The following is a 19,051-nucleotide window of genomic DNA, read 5'->3' on the forward strand; positions in this document are numbered from 1 at the left end:
TGACGAGAAGGCTCCGATGCGACTGACGATCCTCGGCGGCGGCGGCTTCCGCGTCCCCCTCGTGTACGGCGCCCTGCTGCGCGACCACGCCCCCGGGCGGGTCACCGAGGTGGTCCTCTACGACCTGGACGCGGCCCGGCTGCACGCCATCGGCCGGGTTCTCGCCGACCGGGCGTACGGGATCGAGGACGCCCCCGGGGTACGCACCACCACCGACCTCGACGAGGCGCTGCGCGGCGCGGACTTCGTGTTCTCGGCGATCCGGGTCGGCGGTCTGGAGGGCCGGGCCGCCGACGAGCGGATCGCGCTCGCCGAGGGCGTCCTCGGACAGGAGACGGTCGGCGCGGGCGGCATCGCTTACGGGCTTCGCACCGTGCCGGTCGCCGTCGAGATCGCCCGCCGGGTCAAGGCGCTCGCTCCGGATGCCTGGGTCATCAACTTCACCAATCCGGCGGGTCTGGTCACCGAGGCGATGGCCGAGCACCTCGGCGAGCGCGTCATCGGCATCTGCGACTCGCCGGTGGGCCTGGCCCGCCGGGTCGCCCGCACGATCGGCGCCGACCCGGACGCGGTGCGCCTGGACTACGCGGGCCTCAACCACCTGGGCTGGCTGCACGGGCTGTACGAGGGCGAGAAGAACGTGCTGCCGCGCCTGTTCGAGCAGGGTGACGAGCTGCTCACCTCGTTCGAGGAGGGCAAGCTGTTCGGCGCCGACTGGCTGCGCTCGCTGGGCTCCGTACCGAACGAGTACCTGCACTACTACTACTTCAACCGTGAGGCGGTGGCCGCCTACCAGCGGGCCGAGCAGACGCGCGGCGCCTTCCTCAGGGACCAGCAGGCACGTTTCTACGCCACGGCGGAGACCGTGCCCGACGCATCGGTGTGGGCGGCCTGGGACCGCACCCGGGCCGAGCGCGAGGCCACGTACATGTCCGAAAACCGGGACGTGTCGGGAGCCGGCGAGCGCGCGGCCGACGACCTGGAGTCCGGAGGGTACGAGAACGTGGCGCTCGCCCTGATGCGGGCCATCGCGCGGGACGAGGCGGCGACGCTCGTCCTGAACGTGCGCAACGGAACGTCCCTGCGCGCGCTCGACGAGCGAGCCGTCATCGAGATCCCCTGCCGCATCGACGCGGCAGGCCCCCGCCCGCTGCCCGTGACGCAGCTGACAGGCCATGAGGCGGGCCTGGTCAGTGCGGTGAAGGCGGTCGAGCGGTGCGTCCTGGAGGCGGCCGCGAGCGGGTCGGCGCGGACGGCGGTGAAGGCGTTCGCCCTGCACCCGCTGATCGACTCGGTCCAGGTGGCCCGAAGGCTCCTGGACGGCTACCGCAGCGCCCACCCCGGCCTCGGCTACCTCAGGACGGACTAGGCCCGCTGTAGGGACGACCGGCCGCCCGCGCGCGCCCCACTAGGTTCGCGTGTGCCTCAGCCGGGCCGAGACCCAGCGGGCCCGGCGGCGCAGGATGCGCGGAATGCCCACCTCCTGGGAATCGGGGGAGGGGTGTTGTAGCCCCTGCCCCTGCGGGCCGCCCCTCTCGTAGGAGACCGGCCCTGCGGCCGTTCGGCGGTTGCGTGCTGCGTCACCGTAGTCGTGCGTCCAGCCCATACCCCGACGTGTGCCCGGGGCCCATGGTCGGTAACCGCGCCAGAGGGGGCCAATTGGCCTATGCGCCGGGCATTTGGCCGTTCGTCGGACACCAGTTCCGCCGAGGTCATCGGAACTCAGCGATCCGGTTCTGGATCCCTCAGCCAGTTGACCAGTTCGGTCGAGAACGCGACCGGGTCCTCCTCGTGCGGGAAGTGGCCCAGGCCGTCGAACAGCCGCCAGCGGTACGGTGCTTCGACGTACTCGCCCGAGCCGGCCGCGCTGCGGGTCCGCATCACCGGATCGAGCGAGCCGTGCAGGTGAAGCGTGGGGACCCGCACCGGCCGCTTCATCCTCCGGTTGAACTGGATGCCGTCGGGCCGTGCCATCGACCGCACCATCCACCGGTACGGCTCGATCGAACAGTGCGCCGTGGAGGGGATGCACATGGCGCGCCGGTAGGTCTCCACGGCCTCGTCCTCGGGCTGGCGCGGGCCCGACCAGTCCCGTACGAGTCGGCCGACCAACGCGCCCTCGTCCGCGACCAGTTGACGCTCCGGCAGCCACGGCCGCTGGAAGCCCCAGACGTAGGACCCGGCCGAGGTCTGCTTGAGGTCGGCGAGCATCGCCGAGCGCCAGCGGCGCGGATGCGGCATCGACGACACCACGAGCCGGCGCACCACCTTGGGTCGCATCACCGCCGCCGTCCACGCCAGATAGCCGCCCAGGTCGTGCCCGACCAGGGCCGCGTCGGGCTCGCCCAGGGACCGCACGACGCCGGTGATGTCGAGCGCGAGGTTGGCCGGGTCGTATCCGCGCGGGGTGCGGTCGCTGCCGCCCACGCCGCGCAGGTCCATCGCGACCGCGCGGAAACCGGCGTCGGCCAGCGCGGTCAGCTGATGGCGCCAGGTCCACCAGAACTGCGGAAAACCGTGGAGCAGCAACACCAGTGGCCCGTCGCCGAGTTCGGCGATGTGGAAGCGCGCACCATTGGCTGCCACGTCCCTATGGGTCCAGGGACCATCGATACGGACGGGGCTGCCGGTGCCGCCAGGGCTTCCGGTACCGGGATCGGGTGCGGTCATGCAGACGAGCGTGCCACAGAGGGGGAGGTCTCGGTGACCGCGTCCCGGACGGTCGCCGGGCGCGGGTGCGGCTTCACGCCTTGCAGGGCCGCGGCCGTCTGCTTGGCCGAGGCGATGGACTTCTCCGGCGGCTTGACCTTCTTGAACTTGGCGATGGCGAGCACCCCGAGCAGCGCCGCGAGCACCAGGAACGCGCCGCCGACGATGAGGAACGACCAGGCGAGCCCGAGCCCCAGGTTGTGGATGCCGTACGCCGCCGCGAAGCTCAGCACCGGCAGCGAGAACAGCGCGAGCACACCAGCGGTACTGATGGCGAGGCCACCGATCGCCCCGCGCTTGACGTCCTGGCGCAGCTCGGCCTTGGCCAGCGCGATCTCGTCGTGCACCAGCGCGGACATCTCGGCGGTCGCGGAGGCGACCAGCTGGCCGAGGCTGCGCTCGGCGCTGCCGGCGTTGTGGCTGGGGTCGCTCATCGCTGACTCCCTCATCTCTTCTCGGATACCGACGGGTCGAACAGGTCCAACAGGTCCAACAGACCCGTTGTCAGATCATGCCGGACTGTCGCCGTCGTTGCGCCCCGCCCCCGCCAGTTGCGCCAGCCTGCGGTGCTCGGCCGCCTTGTTCTCGTAGATCGCGGCCATCCGCAGGTGGTACTCCGGCTTGTCCAGTTCGTACATGTCGGGGATGCCGTCGTGGTCGTCGTCCCGCTCCTCGTCCTCGACCAGCGCCTTGTACTTGCGTACCCGCATCTTGAGCAGGACGGAGGCGAGCACCGCGGCTGTCAGCGAGCCCACCAGGACGGCTGCCTTGACCTCGTCGGTCAGCTCGACCTGGCCGGCGAAGGCGAGTTCGCCGATGAGCAGCGAGACCGTGAAGCCGATGCCGGCGAGCGAGGCCACGGCGAAGACGTCGGGCCAGGCCAGGTCGTCGTTGAGCTCGGCCTTGGTGAACCGGGCGGCCAGCCAGGTGCCGCCGAAGATGCCGAGGGCCTTGCCGACGACCAGGCCGAGCACGACACCGAGGGTCTCGGGCCGGGTGAAGACGTCGGCCAGGGTGCCTCCGCTGATGCCGACACCGGCTGAGAACAGTGCGAAGAGCGGGACCGCGAGCCCGGCCGAAACCGGCCGCATCAGGTGCTCGATGTGTTCGCCGGGGGAGTGCTCCTCGCCCTCGATGCGGTGGCAGCGGAGCATCAGGCCCATCGCGACACCGGCGATGGTGGCGTGGACGCCGCTGTTGTACATCAGCCCCCAGATGACGAGCGCGAGCGGGATGTAGACGTACCAGCCCCTTACGCCCTTCCTGAGCAGCAGCCAGAAGACGGCGAGCCCGAGGACGGCGCCGCCGAGCGCCGCGAAGTTGATGCTGTTGGTGAAGAAGACCGCGATGATCAGGATCGCGAAGAGGTCGTCGACGACGGCCAGGGTGAGCAGGAAGGCGCGGAGCGCCGAGGGCAGCGAGGTCCCGATGACCGCGAGCACGGCCAGCGCGAACGCGATGTCCGTAGCGGTCGGTACGGCCCAGCCGTCAAGGGATCCGTTGCCGGAAATGTTCACCAGCGCGTAGACGAGCGCGGGCACCGCCATGCCGCAGACGGCCGCGATCACGGGCAGCGCGGCTGCTTTGGGATCGCGTAGTTCTCCGGCGACGAGTTCACGTTTGAGCTCGATACCGGCGACAAAGAAGAAGATGGCGAGCAGCCCGTCGGCCGCCCAGTGCTGTATGGAGAGGTCGAGCCCTAGGGAGCTGATTCCGAGGTGGAAACCCCGGACCGACTCGTAACTCGAACCCAGGGTGTTCGCCCAGATCAGCGCGCCGATCGCGGCCACGAGGAGCAGGACGCCGCCGACGGTCTCGGCGCGCAGCGCCTCCGCGACGAAGTTGCGCTCGGGGAGCGAGAGGCGACCGAGGAACTTGCGCTTGCTGGGGGTGGGTGTGGCCACGAGGGCGACCTCCGGTCGGTTCGGCGGGCATGACTGAGCACGTTGCCGACCAGACTTCCCGGCGCACCTGACCTTCTTGTCGCGTCGTTGACGCTTTCCTTACTTTACCTAACTTTACGGTGCGGTGCGTGCGGCGGGGTGGATCCGGTGATCATCACTTTAGGGGCACAGCGGTCATAAGGCGCGCGAAAGGAGACCGTCAAGGTGCCTGACCAGGACTTGCTCGCGTGCGCGGGAAGGCCCGGCAAATGGGTGCGAAAAGGGCCCGGCCGCATCCCGGCCGGGCCCTTCAGCGACTGTTCCGCCGCTCAGTCCTCGCTGGCCGCGCTCGGCAGCTTGTTCTGGATCAGCGCCATGACCGAGGAGTCGGTCAGGGTCGTCACGTCCCCCAGCTCACGGTTCTCGGCGACATCGCGAAGGAGTCGCCGCATGATCTTGCCCGAGCGGGTCTTGGGCAGCTCCGCGACCGGCAGGACGCGCTTCGGCTTGGCGATCGGGCCGAGCGCCGAGCCGACGTGCGCCCGCAGCTCCTCGACCAGGCCGTCGGTCTCGGCGGCGGTGCCGCGCAGGATCACGAAGGCCACGATGGCCTGCCCGGTCGTCTCGTCGGCGGCGCCGACCACGGCGGCCTCGGCGACCGAGGGGTGCGAGACGAGCGCCGACTCGACCTCGGTCGTCGAGATGTTGTGGCCGGAGACGAGCATGACGTCGTCGACGCGGCCGAGCAGCCAGATGTCGCCGTCGTCGTCCTTCTTGGCGCCGTCACCCGCGAAGTAACGGCCCGCGAAGCGCGACCAGTACGTGTCGATGAAGCGCTGGTCGTCGCCCCAGATGGTGCGCAGCATCGAAGGCCACGGCTCGGTCAGGACCAGGTAGCCGCCCCCGCCGTCGGGGACCTCGTTGGCCTCGTCGTCGACCACGGTCGCGGCGATGCCGGGCAGCGCGCGCTGGGCCGAACCCGGCTTGGTCTCGGTGACGCCGGGCAGCGGCGAGATCATGATCGCGCCGGTCTCGGTCTGCCACCAGGTGTCCACGATCGGGCACTTGTCGGCGCCGATGTGCTTGCGGTACCACATCCACGCCTCGGGGTTGATCGGCTCGCCGACCGACCCCAGGACCCGCAGACTGCTCAGGTCGAACTTGGCGGGGATGTCGTCGCCCCACTTCATGAAGGTACGGATCGCGGTCGGCGCGGTGTAGAGGATGGTCACGCCGTACTTCTGCACGATCTCCCAGAATCGCCCCTGGTGCGGGGTGTCCGGGGTGCCCTCGTACATGACCTGGGTCGCGCCGTTGGCGAGCGGACCGTAGACGATGTAGGAGTGCCCGGTGACCCAGCCGATGTCGGCGGTGCACCAGTAGACGTCGCTCTCGGGCTTCAGGTCGAAGACCGCGTGGTGCGTGTACGCGGCCTGGGTGAGGTACCCGCCGGAGGTGTGCAGGATGCCCTTGGGCTTACCCGTCGTACCCGAGGTGTACAGGATGAACAGCGGGTGCTCGGCGTCGAAGGCGGTGGGCGTGTGCTCCACGGACTGGCGGGCGACAATGTCGTCCCACCACACATCGCGGCCCTCGGTGAACGCGGTGTCCTGGCCCGTGCGGCGTACCACCAGCACATGTTCGACCTGCGGGCACTTGGCGACGGCCTCGTCGATGGCGGGCTTCAGGGCGGACGGCTTGCCGCGCCGGTAGCCGCCGTCGGCGGTGATGACGAGCTTGGCGTCGGCGTCCTGGATGCGGGAGGCGACGGCGTCCGCCGAGAAGCCGCCGAAGACCACGGAGTGCGCGGCGCCGACCCGGGCGCAGGCGAGCATCGCGACGGCCGCCTCGGGGATCATCGGCAGATACACCGCGACCCGGTCGCCGGCCTGGACACCCAGCTCCGTAAGGGCGTTGGCGGCCCTTGACACCTCGTCCTTGAGCTCGGCATAGGTGAGGGAGCGGCTGTCGCCCGGCTCGCCCTCGAAGTGGATGGCGACGCGGTCGCCGTGCCCGGCCTCGACATGGCGGTCGACGCAGTTGTACGCGACGTTCAGCTTGCCGTCGGCGAACCACTTCGCGAAGGGCGGGTTCGACCAGTCGAGGGTCTCGGTCGGCTCGGTGGCCCAGGTCAGGCGCCGGGCCTGCTCGGCCCAGAAGCCCAGCCTGTCCGCCTCGGCCCGCTCGTACGCCTCCGCCGTCACGTTGGCATTCGCGGCCAGCTCGGAGGGCGGCGCGAACCGCCGCTCCTCCTTGAGCAGGTTGGCCAGGCTTTCGTTGCTCACGACATCTCCCTTTCCCAGGGCGTCCTATGTGCCTATGTGTCCCGGGCCATAGCTCATCAGGCCAAAGGCCGGGTGACAAGAGTCTCCAGGGAATTGGTTTAGACCTGTAGGGCTCGCTGGTCGCCATGGCACGCGTACGGCCTCTCCTGCGGCGGGGGAGCCGGTCAGGAGAGGCCGTACGTTCTCGCCGTACTTCTCAAGAAGGCGAGCCGGGTTCAGGCGTGCGTGTCCTCCAGGAGGTTGACGCCGATGCCTTCGAAGACCTCCGCGTGGTCGTCCGGAGCCAGCAGGTACGCCTGCGCCTCGCCGACGTGGAAGTACATGCCGTGCAGGGCGAGGGTGCCGGCGGCGAGCGCGCGGGCCACCGATTCGTGCTGCCGCAGGTGCTCCAACTGTTGGACGACATTGGTCAGGCAGAGCTGCTCCACCGCATCGGCGGGCAGCCGCCCGGCGATCCGGGCCCAGGAGTGCCGCCGGCTCGCCATCCGCTCCAGGCTCGGTCGGCCGTACCGCAGCCAGCGGTGCAGCGGAGTCATCGGCGCCCCCGGCTGGGTGTTGAGCAGCGCCTGCATCGCACCGCAGCCGGAGTGCCCGCAGACGGTGATCGACTGGACCTGGAGGATGTCCACGGCGTACTCGATGGCGGCGGCCACCGAATCGTCGGCGCCTTCCGCACCCGGCGGTGGCACCAGATTGCCGATGTTGCGCACGGTGAACAGATCGCCCGGACCGCTGGACGTGATCATGCTGGTGACCAGGCGGGAGTCCGCGCAGGTGATGAAGAGCTGCTGCGGCCGCTGGCCCTCGCGGGCGAGCCGGGCCAGCTCGTCGCGCACCAGGGGTGCGGTGTTGCGCTGGAACGAGCTGAGCCCGCTGGCCAGTTGGTGCCCATGGGTGCGCTGCGGCGGCTGGTCGTGGCAGTGGTGGTTGCGCCACGGCGTCCAGGGGCGGCAGCAGGTGTGCGCGGTGGAGGCGGGCGCGGCGATCCTGCCCCCGGCCCGCCCGGTGATCCGTACGGTGCCGCCGCGCGTGTGGTGCGCGTCCTGCCAGCCCTGCAGCGCCTCGAAGGCGGCGTGATCCATGAACGACCCGTCCAACTCCACGACTGTGTCGGCCCCTTGAGGGACTTGGCCGAGCGCCCGGGTGAGCCGGGGCACGGCGAGGAACGTCAACTGGCCGCGGGCGCGCACCAGATACGTGCCGTCGGCCTCTTCCTGGGCGGTGATCCGGGTACGGGCGAGCCGGTGCAGCGCGACGGCCACGGCCACCGCGATCCCCAGGACGACTCCTTGCAGCACGCCCAGGACGAGCACTCCGCCGACGGACGCCACGTAAACCAGGAATTCCCGGTGTTTGTGGACGTTGCGGATGTGCGCGAAGTTGACCATCTGGATGCCGACCATCATGACCAGGGCGGCGAGCGCGGCCAGCGGGATCCACTCCAGTACGGAGACGAGCAGCCCGGCCGCGAGCAGCACCCATACGCCGTGCAGCACGGTCGAGGCGCGGCCGGTCGCGCCCGCCCGGACATTGGCGCTGCCGCGCACCGCGCCGCCGGAGACGGGCATGCCGCCGAGCAGGCCGGACAGCGCGTTGGCGATGCCCTGGCCGCGCAGCTCGCGGTCGAGGTCGGCGCGTGCCGGGGCCGTGGCGCCCGGCCGCTCGGAGGCCAGCCGGTCCACGGCGACGGCGGAGAGCAGCGACTCCAGGCTGGCGACCAGCGTCACGGTGAGCACGGCGGCGGCGAGCCCGAGCACCGGGCCGTGCGGCAGCTCAGGCAGCACATGCGCGTCCCAGGAGGGCAGGTCGACCCGGGCGATGTGCGGCGCGGCGAACGCGGCGACACCGGTCCCGATCACCACGCAGGCGAGCGCGGCGGGAATCCGGCGCAACGCTTTGCCGACGCGTCCGGGAATGCGCGGCCACAGAAGAAGCACGGCGATGGTCAGGGCGCCGATCAGCGGGGCCGCGGGGCCGACCTGGGCCAACTGGCCGGGCAGGGCCAGGGCGTTGGTCACCGCCGAGCTCTGCGGGGAGCCGCCGAGGACGATGTGGAGCTGGGCGAGCGCGATGGCGGCTCCGATGCCGGCGAGGGTGCCGTGCACGATGGCGGGGCTGACGGCGAGGGCGGAGCGTGCCGTCTTCAGTGAGCCCAGGGCGACTTGAAGCAGGCCCGCGCACACGGTGATGGCGCAGCTCGTCCGCCAGCCGTAGGTCTGGATCAGCTCGGCGGACACCACGGTGAGCCCGGCGGACGGCCCGCTGACGAGCAGGCGGGAGCCGCCCAGCAGCCCGGCGACGATCCCGCCGACACCGGCCGCGATGAGGCTGGCCTCCAGCGGTGCGTCGATGGCGACGGCGAGACCGAGCGACATCGGGACGGCGAGCAGGAAAACGGTGATGGACGCCGACAGGTCGGCACCCTTGATCTTGAAGCGGCGTCGCCCGGGCCTGTCTGCGGAGGTGGACGGCCGGTTCGGGCGCCGGATGCGAGGGGTGCGAGCGGGGGTCTTGGCGCGAGGGGGTACGCAAGCAGGCATGTTCCCGTCTCCTCCGGGGCAGCGCGGTCGCGGAACGTGGGGTCGCGGCCGTGGGTCACGGCAGTGCAGCGGCGGGATTCTCAACTCTCGGTAAATGAATCGTAATGCAGAGTAAAGCCCCCCACTTCCCATTTAGGACGAATGGGGCAATGATTCACCCTCAAGGGTGAATAAGCAGCTTTTCATGCGGCTTGTCGTGCCTACGCCCCTCAGTCTGCGTGCGACTTTTGCGGCGCCGTGACGGCATTCAAATCACATAACCGCAAGAAAGAGGTGGGCGGATGATTGCCGCCACGCACGCCACCAAGAGGATCGCTGCCGGCGCCATCGCCGCGGCGATGGCCGTCGGAGCCGCGGGCTGCTCCTCGGCCCCCCGCCCGGCCAAGCCTGGCGCCCCCGTCGGCCGACAGGGCGCCGCAGCGCCCAACACCGCCCCCCATCTGATCGGGGACGGCTCCACCGCGTACACCGGGCTCCAGCCGCACCTGCTCAAGCCCCAGAAGCTGAAACCGGGGGAGCAGCCGCCGCAGTTCGTGGTGTTCTCCTGGGACGGCGCCGGCGAGGACAGCCAGAAGCTCTTCTCGCACTTCCGCCAGGTCGCCAAGGAGTCCAACGCGACCATGACGTATTTCCTGAGCGGCGTGTACATGCTCCCCGATGCCAAGGCGAACCTGTACACCGCGCCCAAGCACTCCGCCGGCCTCTCGGACATCGGTTTCAATGACGACAAGGGCATCAAGGACACCGTCACCCAGCTACGCGCCGCGTGGCAGGAGGGCAACGAGATCGGCACCCACTTCAACGGCCACTTCTGCGGCCCCGACGGCGGCGTCGGCACCTGGTCGGTGGACGAGTGGAAGAGCGAGATCGCGCAGGCCAAGTCCTTTGTGAAGAACTGGAAGACGAACTCCGGAATGAGGGCGGAGGCGCCGCTCCCGTTCGACTACGACAAGGAGCTCATCGGCGGCCGCACCCCGTGCCTGGAGGGACGCAAGAACTTCGTGGCGGCCGCAGGACAGCTGGGTTTCCGCTACGACACCAGCGCCGTCAACGACCAGGTGTGGCCGAAGAAGAACGACAACGGCGTCTGGGACCTGTCGATGCAGCTGGTGCCGGTCCCGGGCCGCGGCTTCGAGACGCTGTCCATGGACTACAACTTCTACATGAACCAGTCCAACGCGATGACCGGTGACGCCGATCAGCACGAGTACTGGGGCAACCAGATGCGCGACGGTCTCCTCCAGGCATTCGCCCGCTCCTACGACGGCAACCGCGCCCCGCTGATCATCGGCAACCACTTCGAATCCTGGAACGGCGGCGCCTACATGCGTGCCGTCGAGGACACCATCAGGACCGTGTGCGTGAAGCGCGACGTCCACTGCGTCTCGTTCCGCCAGCTCGTCGACTGGCTGGACGCCCAGGACCCGGCCGTGCTCGCCAAGTTCAACTCGCTGAAGGTCGGCGAGGCGCCCAAGGGAGGCTGGGCAGCCCTGGAGGCCGCCCAGCCCGCGGCCCCCGCGAAGCCGGTGGCCCCGCCGAAGCCCGAGGCGCCCGAGCCCGCCGTCAGGCAGGCTGTGGCTCACTGACCTCGGCGATCAACGCCTCGCTCAGCACGAAGGCGGGGTCGACCTGCGCGGCCAGGTCGGCCCCGGTCTTCGCATTGCCCCAGCTCTCCGCGTTCTTCAGATGGAAGTGCACCATCTGCCGCGTGTAGCGCCCCCAATCCCGGTTTCCGTACGAATCGTCGGCCGCGTTCTGCAGCGTCTGCAGGGCGAGCCGATTGTCGGCCTCCAGGAGCTCGAAGCGCGGCGGGCGGCCCTTCTCCATCGCGCGGACCCAGTCGGAGTGGCCCACCGTCACCAGGAGGTCGTCGCCTACCTCGGCGCGCAGGAAGTCCACGTCGTCCTGGCCCTGCACCTTGTTGCCGACGACCTTGAGCGCGACCCCGTAGTCCCGGGCGTACTCCTTGTACTGGCGGTAGACCGAGACGCCCTTCCTGGTCGGCTCGGCCACCAGGAAGGTCATGTCGAAGCGTGTGAACATGCCGGAGGCGAACGAGTCCGACCCTGCCGTCATGTCGACGACGACGTACTCGTCCACGCCGTCCACCAGGTGGTTCAGGCACAGTTCGACCGCGCCGACCTTCGAGTGGTAGCAGGCGACCCCCAGGTCGGACTCGGTGAACGGGCCGGTCGCCATCAGCCGGATGTCCCCGTCGTCGAGCACGACCCGGCGGGCGCACGCCTCGTACACCGGGTTCGCCTCGCGCACCCTGAGCAGCCGGGAGCCGTGGCCCGGCGGCGTTGTCTTGATCATCGTCTCGGTGGAGGCGATCCGCGGGTTGGTGCCGCGCAGGTACTCCTTGATGAGCGGCAGGTGCGCGCCCATCGCGGGCAGGGCCGCGGCCTCTTCCTCGTCGAGCCCGAGCGCGGCCCCGAGGTGCTGGTTGATGTCGGCGTCGACCGCGACGACGGCGGCCTCGTTGGCGGTGAGGTGGCGGATGAAGAGCGAGGACAGCGTGGTCTTGCCGCTGCCGCCCTTCCCCACGAAAGCGATCTTCATGTTCACCAACGGTAATCGCATCGTGGCGGTAAGTATGCGAGCCGAGTGAAGAAGACCACTCGAAGGTGGGGCGCGGCTTGCGGACGCGTAGCCTCCTTACCTATGAGTACGAACGCCGCTGACCCTCTTGTCGCCCTCGGCGGGCTGCCGGGCGTCCCGGACGCCGTGGACTCCGTGCGCAAGGCCGTGGACCGGGTCTACGGGCACCGTGTGATGCGGCGCCGGAGCAACGAGATCGCCTCGGAAGCGGCGCTGCGCGGGGCGCGCGGCAGCGCCGCCCTGTCCGGCGCGGACTGGGCCCTCGAAGAGGTGCGGCGGCGTACCGACTTCGGCAGCGAGCCCGAGGCGCGCACGGTCGGCGCCGCGCTGCGGCTGGGCGCCGAGGCGGGGCAACTCCTGTCCATCTGGCGCCAATCGCCCCTGCGGGTCCTTGCCCGGCTGCACCTGGTGGCGGCCGCGGACGCCGGTGACGCGGTCGGCCGGCCGCGGCAGAGCGGCGAAGCCGTCGCCGAGCCGCTCATCGAACTTTCCCTGCCGGACGCGGACGAGGTGGCGGGCCGCCTCGAAGGCCTCTCCCGGCTGATCATCGCGGGCAGTTCGGCCCCGGCCCTGGTGACCGCCGCCATCGTGCACGGCGAGCTCCTCGCGCTGCGGCCCTTCACCTCGTACAACGGGCTCGTCGCGCGCACCGCCGAGCGGATCGTGCTGATCGGCAGTGGGCTCGACCCGAAGGCGGTCTGCCCGGCCGAGGTCGGTCATGCGGAGCTCGGACGCGCGGCGTACGCGGCGGCGCTCGACGGGTATGCGTCGGGGACCCCGCAAGGTGTGGCGGCGTGGATCGCCCACTGCGGCATGGCGGTCGAGCTGGGTGTACGCGAGTCGACGGCGGTGTGCGAGGCCCTTCAGCGCGGCGCCGCGTAGGCGAGGGGTTCCGCGCCGCCCGTTTCGCGGCGGGCGCTCGGTGCGTCGTCCGTCACGGAACCAGAGTCGTACGTTTCGTACGTGGGGGAAAAGGGTTGCGGCGGTATCGATGTCCGATACCGCCGCTGGCATGTCCACCGTGTTACCAAGCGTCCTCGAATATTGCCCATCAGGCCGGGATTCTCTGCCCGTTCACCTGGTGCGGCTGGCCCGTAATCGACGGGTCGACGTCGCGTGGGTGCTCGATGTTCATGCTCGGTCCGTGGGGCCTTTATTGCGTAGAAGGTGATCCTCTCGGATGTCCCAGGTCTCGCGGGCCGTTGAGTCCTTTCTACTCCCGTCCGGCGAGAAGCGAAACCCCTGACCCCAGTTCTTTACTTTTAGGTTCAAACAGGGGTAAAGCGGGCGTCTGTTTTCAGATGCCCGCTCCAGGATCCCCCTTCGTCCAGGTTTGCGTGCCGCCTCAAGCGGAGTCGCAGCCACGCCGACGGCTGGCGTACCAGACGAGACCGGCGGTCGCCGCGGCCGCACCGACCGCCGCCGCGACCAGGAGCGCCGAACGCGCGGGCATCTTGAGGCCGGGCAGCCGTTGCTTGAGACTGACGGGCTTGTTGAAGACGAGAACCGGCCATTCTCGGGCGGTCGCTTCGCGGCGCAGTGCCCGGTCCGGATTGACGGCGTAGGGGTGGCCGACCGCCTCCAGCATCGGGACATCGGTCGCCGAGTCGCTGTAGGCGTAGCAGCGCGCCAGGTCGTACCCCTCGGACTCGGCCAGCTCCTTGACGGCCTCGGCCTTCGTCGGCCCATAGGCGTAGTAGTCGACGTCCCCCGTGAAGCAGCCGTCGTCGCCGACCACCATTCTGGTGGCCACCACCCGGTCCGCGCCGAGCAGTTCGCCGATCGGCTCGACGACCTCGGCGCCGGACGTCGACACGATGACCACGTCGCGGCCCGCGGCGTGGTGCTCCTCGATGAGGGAGGCGGCCTCGTCGTAGATGATCGGGTCGATCAGATCGTGCAGGGTCTCGGCGACGATCTCCTTGACCTGCTGCACGTTCCAGCCCTTGCAGAGAGCGGACAGATACTCGCGCATCCGCTCCATCTGATCGTGGTCGGCGCCACCGGCGAGGAATACGAACTGCGCGTACGCGGTGCGCAGTACGGCGCGGCGGTTGATCAGTCCCCCTTGATAGAAGGACTTGCTGAAGGTCAGTGTCGAGGACTTGGCAATGACTGTCTTGTCCAAGTCGAAGAAGGCGGCAGTGCGCGGCAACGAGTGGTTTTCCACGAGCCCGAGCATAGGCGCCCACCATTCGGCGTAAGCTGGGGCGCGTGGGTTTGCCTGAGAAGGCTCTCGGGTACACCATGGAAGTCACGGATCGTTCGCGACCGTGCTAACCCGGTCCGACTCCTCCCCCCCCGAGTCGGCCGTGGGGACGACCCCCGCTCTCCCCCCCGGCGGGGGTCGTCGCATGTCCGGATGCGTTTTCGGCCCCTTGGATCCGATCGTCGTCCTTCCTCTTCTCCTCGCGCCCTCCGCTCGCCCATGCCTGAGACTCGTCACTGTACGTAGTGGTTGCGCTGCGCTCCGGAAGTCACTGGAATAGGTGAACGGGATATTCACAACGCGGATAGTTGTCCACAGATTTTGATCAAGATCCACATTATTTCGAGTCTCCCTCCACGGTGATTCCAGTTCGCGAAGTACGCGGACGCAGGAATCGGAGTGAGAGGGGGCGGAAATCGTGGACGGAGCCATGGCATCCGACCGGCCGCCGGGCACGGAGGGGCGGCGCGGCGGACCGCTGATCGTGACCGAGGACGAGGAACTGCTCGATGATCTGCTGCGGCTGTGCGCCGCGGCCGGCACCGAGCCCGAGGTGTGCCACGGGGTGCCCGACAGCAGGGGCGGCTGGGAGGGCGCACCGCTGATCCTGGTCGGCGACGACGCCGCTCCACGGCTGCTCGGATCGGCCCGCAGACGCGGGGTGCTCCTGGTGGGCCGGGACCAGGACGACCCCGGCGTCTGGCAGGCCGCGGTCGAGCTCGGCGCGGACCATGTGCTGCGGCTGCCCGACGCCGAGCCGTGGCTCGTCGACCGGATCGCGGACGCCGCCGAAGGCGTAGGGCGCCCCGCCCTGACCGTCGGGGTGATCGGCGGACGGGGCGGCGCCGGGGCCTCGACGCTGGCCTGCGCCCTCGCCGTGACCGCAGCCCGATCCGGGCAGCGCACGATGCTGATCGACGGTGACCCCCTCGGCGGTGGCCTCGACGTGCTGCTCGGCGGGGAGCGGGCCGATGGCCGACGGTGGCCGGATTTCGCCGCTTCGCGCGGGCGGGTTGCCGGGGGCGCCCTGGAGGAATCGCTGCCGCGGCTGCACCAGTTGAGGGTGCTGAGCTGGGACCGCGGTGACTCGGTGGTGATCCCGGGGGAGGCGATGCGTGCGGTGCTCGCGGCGGCCCGCCGACGGGGCGGGGTGGTCGTCGTGGACCTGCCGCGCCGCGTCGACGACGCGGTGGTCGAGGCGCTCGCCCAGCTGGACCTGGGCCTTCTGGTCGTCCCGGCCGAGCTGCGCGCGGTCGCGGCGGCGAACCGGGTCGCCTCCTCGGTCGGCATGGTGCTGCGCGATCTGCGCGCGGTGGTACGGGGTCCGTACGCGTCCGGGCTCGACGAGCAGTGGGTGGCCGGCGCGCTGGGCCTGCCGCTCGCGGGTGAACTCCCCGTGGAATCAGGTCTGTTGGCGGCCCAGGAGGGCGGTGCGCCGCCGGGGAGCGCGCCACGCGGACCACTGGCCAGATTCTGTACGGCCTTCTGGGATCAGGCGCTGGCCGGTGGCCTCGCCGGAGGAGCGCTCTCATGAACGGGGCACGGGATGCGGGGCGGCCCTCCCCGGGCACGCCGGCGCCGGTCGGTGGCGGGGCGCGACCCGGCGGGGCGTCCCTACGGGGCGCGGGGCCGCCGCTGCTCGATGCCGTGCGGCAGCGACTGGCCGAGAGCGGGGCCGAACCCACCCCTGCCAGGGTCGCGGCCGCGCTGCGCGCACAGGGGCGCCTGCTCGGCGACGCCGAAGTGCTCGGCGGGGCCGAGGAGCTGCGGTCCGAGCTGGTCGGGACCGGGCCGCTGGAGCCCCTGCTCGCCGACCCGGAGGTGACGGACGTGCTGGTCTCCGCGCCCGACCGGGTGTGGGTGGACCGGGGGGGCGGGCTCGAACTGACGGAGGTCCGCTTCGTCGACGCGGCAGCGGTGCGCCGGCTCGCCCAGCGCCTCGCCGCGGTCGCGGGACGCCGACTCGACGACGCCCGGCCCTGGGTGGACGCCCGGCTGCCGGACGGGACCCGGATGCATGCGGTCCTGGAGCCGGTGGCCGTCGGCTCGGCCTGCCTCTCCCTGCGGGTGGTGCGGCCGAGGGCGTTCTCGCCGGCCGAACTCGTCGCGGCGGGCACGGTGCCGCCCGACGGCGAGCAGGTGCTGCGGGCGCTGATCGAAGCCCGGGTGTCGTTCCTGGTGAGCGGAGGCACAGGCTCCGGCAAGACCACGCTTCTGTCCACTCTGCTCGGCCTGGTCGGGAAGGACGAACGGATCGTACTGGCCGAGGATTCCGCCGAGTTGAGGCCCGACCATCCGCATGTGGTGCGCCTCGAATCACGGCCCGCCAACCAGGAGGGCGCCGGCTTGGTGACCCTGCGGGACCTGGTGCGCCAGGCCCTGCGGATGCGGCCGGACCGGCTCGTCGTGGGCGAGGTGCGGGGCGCCGAGGTGACCGATCTGCTGAGCGCTTTGAACACGGGACATGACGGCGGTTGTGGGACGGTTCATGCCAATTCCGCAGCCGATGTACCGGCCCGCCTCGAAGCGCTGGGCACGGCGGCCGGGCTCGACCGGGCCGCGCTGCACAGCCAGTTGGCGGCCGCGCTGTCGGTGGTGGTCCATCTCGTACGAGACCGGGCCGGACAGCGCCGGATCGCCGAGGTGCGCGTCCTGGAGCGGGACGCGATGGGCCTGGTGGTGACGGTGCCCGCGCTGCGGTGGGGCGCGGCGGGGTTTGTACGCGACTCGGGCTGGGAGCGGCTGCGGGCGCTGATCGGGGATGCGTTGTGACAGATGTTCGGATGGGGCTGCCCGCTTGGGCGGCGATGTGCGCGGGGGCGGCCGCATGGATGTGGGCCGGGCAGGACCAGGGGATGCGGCGGGCCCGGCTGATGTTCGCGGGAGCCGGAAGCGTCACCGGAGGGGGTGCCTTCGGGGCCTCGCCTCTCGGGCGGTGGCTCGATGGGGTGCGCGGCCGGGCGCGGTGGCGCACGGAATGGCTGTGTCTGCCGCTGGGGCTTGTGATCGCCGTCCTGGGCGGGTCGGTGCTGCCGCTGGTCGCCGGGGTGGTGGCGGTGCCCTTGGTGGGGTGGCGGCTGCGGGCCCGGGAGCGAGAGCGGGCCAGGGCGCGGCGGGCCGACGAGGTGATCGCATGGTGCGCCGCGGTGGCCGGAGAGCTGCGCGCCGGACGTCAGCCGGGCCAGGCGCTCGCGGCGGCAGCCCGGGACACGGCGGCCCTGGGCGCGGCGACGGCCCCCGTGGTGGCGGCCGCGACGTTCGGCGGCGATGTGCCCGGGGCGCTGCGCGAGGCGGCCAGGGAGCCGGGCGCCGAGGGCCTGGCCGGGGTCGCCGCGTGCTGGCAGGTCGCGGTGGACGGTGGGGCGGGGCTCGCCTCCGGTCTGGAGCGGCTGGAGGGCGCGTTGCGGGCGGAGCGGGAGCAACAGGACACGCTGAGCTCGGAGTTGGCGGGCCCCCGCACCACGGTGCTGCTGCTCGCCCTCCTGCCGACGCTGGGGCTTGTGCTGGGCACGGCGATGGGCGCGAGCCCGCTGCGGGTGCTGCTGCACAGCGCGGCCGGGTTCGGGTGCCTGCTGGTGGCCGGGGTCCTGGAGGCCGCCGGGGTGTGGTGGGCGGCGCGGATCGTGCGGGCCGGGGAGGGGCGATGAGCCTGTGGTCGCCGGAGGTTGTCCACAGGCTGGGGGTGGCGGTGGGCGCGATTGCCCTCACCCTGTGGATGGCCTTGGGGGTGGCGCGGCGCCGGGAGGAGCGCAGGGTGCGGCGCCGGATGGCCGCACTGCTGGCCCTTGAGTCGCTGACCCTGCCCTCGCGTCGGAGCTGGAGCCCGGCGTGGACGGCCGGCGCCAAGCGGTGGGGAGCGCCGCTGGGGGCGTTGGTGGCCGGCTATGTGCTGGTCGGCGGGGTCGTGGGCGTGCTGGTCGGTCTGGCGGCGGCGTACGGAGCCTGGACGTGGGGGCGTCGACGCCGGGCGCGCGGCGACCGGGACGGTGCATGCCGGGCGGCTGCCCGTGAACTCCCGCTCGCCGCAGATCTGTTGGCCGCCTGTTTGGCGGCCGGGGCCGGGCCGCGCGAGGCCGCGGGGGCGGTCGGGTCCTCGCTGGAGGGGCCGGTCGGCGTCCGGCTGGGCCAGGTTGCCGCCGAACTGCGCATGGGCGGTGAACCGGCCGATGCGTGGGGGAGGTTGGCGGCGATACCGGGCGCGGCCGAACTGGCCCGCTGTCTGGAGCGGGCCGCCTCCTCCGGTGCGCCCGCGGCGGGCCCCGTTGCGCGGGTCGCCGAGCGCTGCCGGGCCGAACGGACCCGGGAGGCATCGGCACGGGCCAGACGAGCGGGCGTGCTGATCACCGGCCCACTGGGCCTCTGCTTCCTCCCGGCCTTCCTCGCGGCGGGCGTCGCCCCGGTGGTGATCGGGCTCGCGGGTGGGTTGCTCAGGCGGTGAGGGGCGGGTCCTCCTGGAGGCCGCCTCCAGCGAAGCCTGGCGGTGGCCGCGCGGCCCGGGCCGGCCGGGCCGCTCAGCCACCTCGCCCATGCACATGCGGATGTCAATCAACAGGCTTATCAATCAAGGGAGTTGAGGATCATGAACTCAGTGGTCAATCGGCAGACGGGCGCCATGAAGCGGCGGATGCGGCTCTGGGGGCTCGCGCTGCGGAGCAGGGCACGGAAGGACGCCGGGATGACGACCTCCGAGTACGCCGTGGGTACCCTCGCCGCCTGTGCCTTCGCGGCGATTCTGTACAAGGTGGTCACCAGTGGCGGGGTCGTTTCGGCGCTGACCCAGCTGATCACCAGGGCGCTCGATGTGCAGTTCTGAGCGCGGCAGGT

General features: G+C 71.1%; 16 protein-coding genes. 8 read left to right on the top strand and 8 right to left on the bottom strand.

The genetic code is table 11. The features are described 5' to 3' along the window. The first annotated feature begins 16 nt into the window (after positions 1 to 16). The gene (locus ACWC2B_RS22980; RefSeq protein WP_450719427.1) at positions 17 to 1,369 is read left to right on the top strand and encodes a 6-phospho-beta-glucosidase; all 1,353 of its coding nucleotides are present in this window, start codon (positions 17 to 19) and stop codon (positions 1,367 to 1,369) included. A gap of 39 nt (positions 1,370 to 1,408) precedes the next feature. On the opposite strand, the gene ACWC2B_RS22985 is transcribed toward ACWC2B_RS22980, so the two are convergent. The 6 genes from ACWC2B_RS22985 to ACWC2B_RS23010 form a co-directional block, all read right to left on the bottom strand. After that, positions 1,409 to 1,606, bottom strand: a complete 198-nt coding sequence (locus ACWC2B_RS22985; protein WP_261714600.1) for a hypothetical protein — start codon at positions 1,604 to 1,606, stop codon at positions 1,409 to 1,411. Between the two features lie 116 nt (positions 1,607 to 1,722). Continuing rightward, a complete protein-coding gene (locus tag ACWC2B_RS22990; RefSeq protein ID WP_450719429.1) occupies positions 1,723 to 2,670 on the bottom strand; it encodes an alpha/beta fold hydrolase in 948 nt (315 codons plus the stop codon). Next, entirely contained in the window at positions 2,667 to 3,143 is a 477-nt protein-coding gene (locus ACWC2B_RS22995) for a phage holin family protein (protein WP_450719431.1), read from the bottom strand. The genes ACWC2B_RS22990 and ACWC2B_RS22995 overlap by 4 nt, the downstream gene beginning before the upstream one ends. Positions 3,144 to 3,218: 75 nt before the next feature. Continuing rightward, positions 3,219 to 4,613: a Na+/H+ antiporter NhaA gene (gene nhaA, locus ACWC2B_RS23000; protein WP_450719433.1), complete on the bottom strand. Its 1,395-nt coding sequence runs from the start codon at positions 4,611 to 4,613 to the stop codon at positions 3,219 to 3,221. A 308-nt stretch (positions 4,614 to 4,921) separates the two neighbouring features. After that, positions 4,922 to 6,877: an acetate--CoA ligase gene (acs, locus tag ACWC2B_RS23005; RefSeq protein WP_450719435.1), complete on the bottom strand. Its 1,956-nt coding sequence runs from the start codon at positions 6,875 to 6,877 to the stop codon at positions 4,922 to 4,924. Between the two features lie 215 nt (positions 6,878 to 7,092). Beyond that, positions 7,093 to 9,417: a bifunctional SulP family inorganic anion transporter/carbonic anhydrase gene (locus tag ACWC2B_RS23010; protein WP_450719437.1), complete on the bottom strand. Its 2,325-nt coding sequence runs from the start codon at positions 9,415 to 9,417 to the stop codon at positions 7,093 to 7,095. Between the two features lie 281 nt (positions 9,418 to 9,698). On the opposite strand from ACWC2B_RS23010, the gene ACWC2B_RS23015 reads away from it, so the two are divergent. Then, positions 9,699 to 11,003 carry a hypothetical protein gene (locus ACWC2B_RS23015; RefSeq protein ID WP_450719439.1) on the top strand — a complete coding sequence of 435 codons (1,305 nt, stop codon included), beginning with the start codon at positions 9,699 to 9,701 and terminating at the stop codon, positions 11,001 to 11,003. Here ACWC2B_RS23015 and ACWC2B_RS23020 read toward each other — a convergent pair. Next, on the bottom strand, positions 10,981 to 11,979 hold the full coding sequence (locus ACWC2B_RS23020) for an ATP-binding protein (RefSeq protein WP_450719441.1): 999 nt from the start codon (positions 11,977 to 11,979) through the stop codon (positions 10,981 to 10,983). The genes ACWC2B_RS23015 and ACWC2B_RS23020 overlap by 23 nt on opposite strands. Positions 11,980 to 12,081: 102 nt before the next feature. Here ACWC2B_RS23020 and ACWC2B_RS23025 point away from each other — a divergent pair, with 102 nt between their 5' ends. Then, positions 12,082 to 12,900, top strand: a complete 819-nt coding sequence (locus ACWC2B_RS23025; protein WP_450719443.1) for an oxidoreductase — start codon at positions 12,082 to 12,084, stop codon at positions 12,898 to 12,900. Between the two features lie 463 nt (positions 12,901 to 13,363). Here the strand turns inward: ACWC2B_RS23025 and ACWC2B_RS23030 are convergent, their stop codons facing one another. Beyond that, on the bottom strand, positions 13,364 to 14,200 hold the full coding sequence (locus ACWC2B_RS23030) for an HAD family hydrolase (RefSeq protein WP_450719445.1): 837 nt from the start codon (positions 14,198 to 14,200) through the stop codon (positions 13,364 to 13,366). A gap of 457 nt (positions 14,201 to 14,657) precedes the next feature. On the opposite strand from ACWC2B_RS23030, the gene ssd reads away from it, so the two are divergent. From ssd to ACWC2B_RS23055, 5 genes are all read left to right on the top strand, one after another. Beyond that, positions 14,658 to 15,761: a septum site-determining protein Ssd gene (gene ssd, locus ACWC2B_RS23035; RefSeq protein WP_450719447.1), complete on the top strand. Its 1,104-nt coding sequence runs from the start codon at positions 14,658 to 14,660 to the stop codon at positions 15,759 to 15,761. Beyond that, a complete protein-coding gene (locus ACWC2B_RS23040; protein ID WP_450719449.1) occupies positions 15,758 to 16,999 on the top strand; it encodes a TadA family conjugal transfer-associated ATPase in 1,242 nt (413 codons plus the stop codon). The genes ssd and ACWC2B_RS23040 overlap by 4 nt, the downstream gene beginning before the upstream one ends. Positions 17,000 to 17,010: 11 nt before the next feature. Then, positions 17,011 to 17,874: a type II secretion system F family protein gene (locus ACWC2B_RS23045; protein ID WP_450719451.1), complete on the top strand. Its 864-nt coding sequence runs from the start codon at positions 17,011 to 17,013 to the stop codon at positions 17,872 to 17,874. Further along, positions 17,871 to 18,665: a type II secretion system F family protein gene (locus ACWC2B_RS23050; RefSeq protein WP_450719453.1), complete on the top strand. Its 795-nt coding sequence runs from the start codon at positions 17,871 to 17,873 to the stop codon at positions 18,663 to 18,665. The genes ACWC2B_RS23045 and ACWC2B_RS23050 overlap by 4 nt, the downstream gene beginning before the upstream one ends. A gap of 141 nt (positions 18,666 to 18,806) precedes the next feature. Then, a complete protein-coding gene (locus ACWC2B_RS23055; RefSeq protein WP_450719455.1) occupies positions 18,807 to 19,040 on the top strand; it encodes a DUF4244 domain-containing protein in 234 nt (77 codons plus the stop codon). Positions 19,041 to 19,051 lie beyond the last annotated feature (11 nt).

This window comes from Streptomyces sp. NPDC001415, assembly GCF_053597395.1.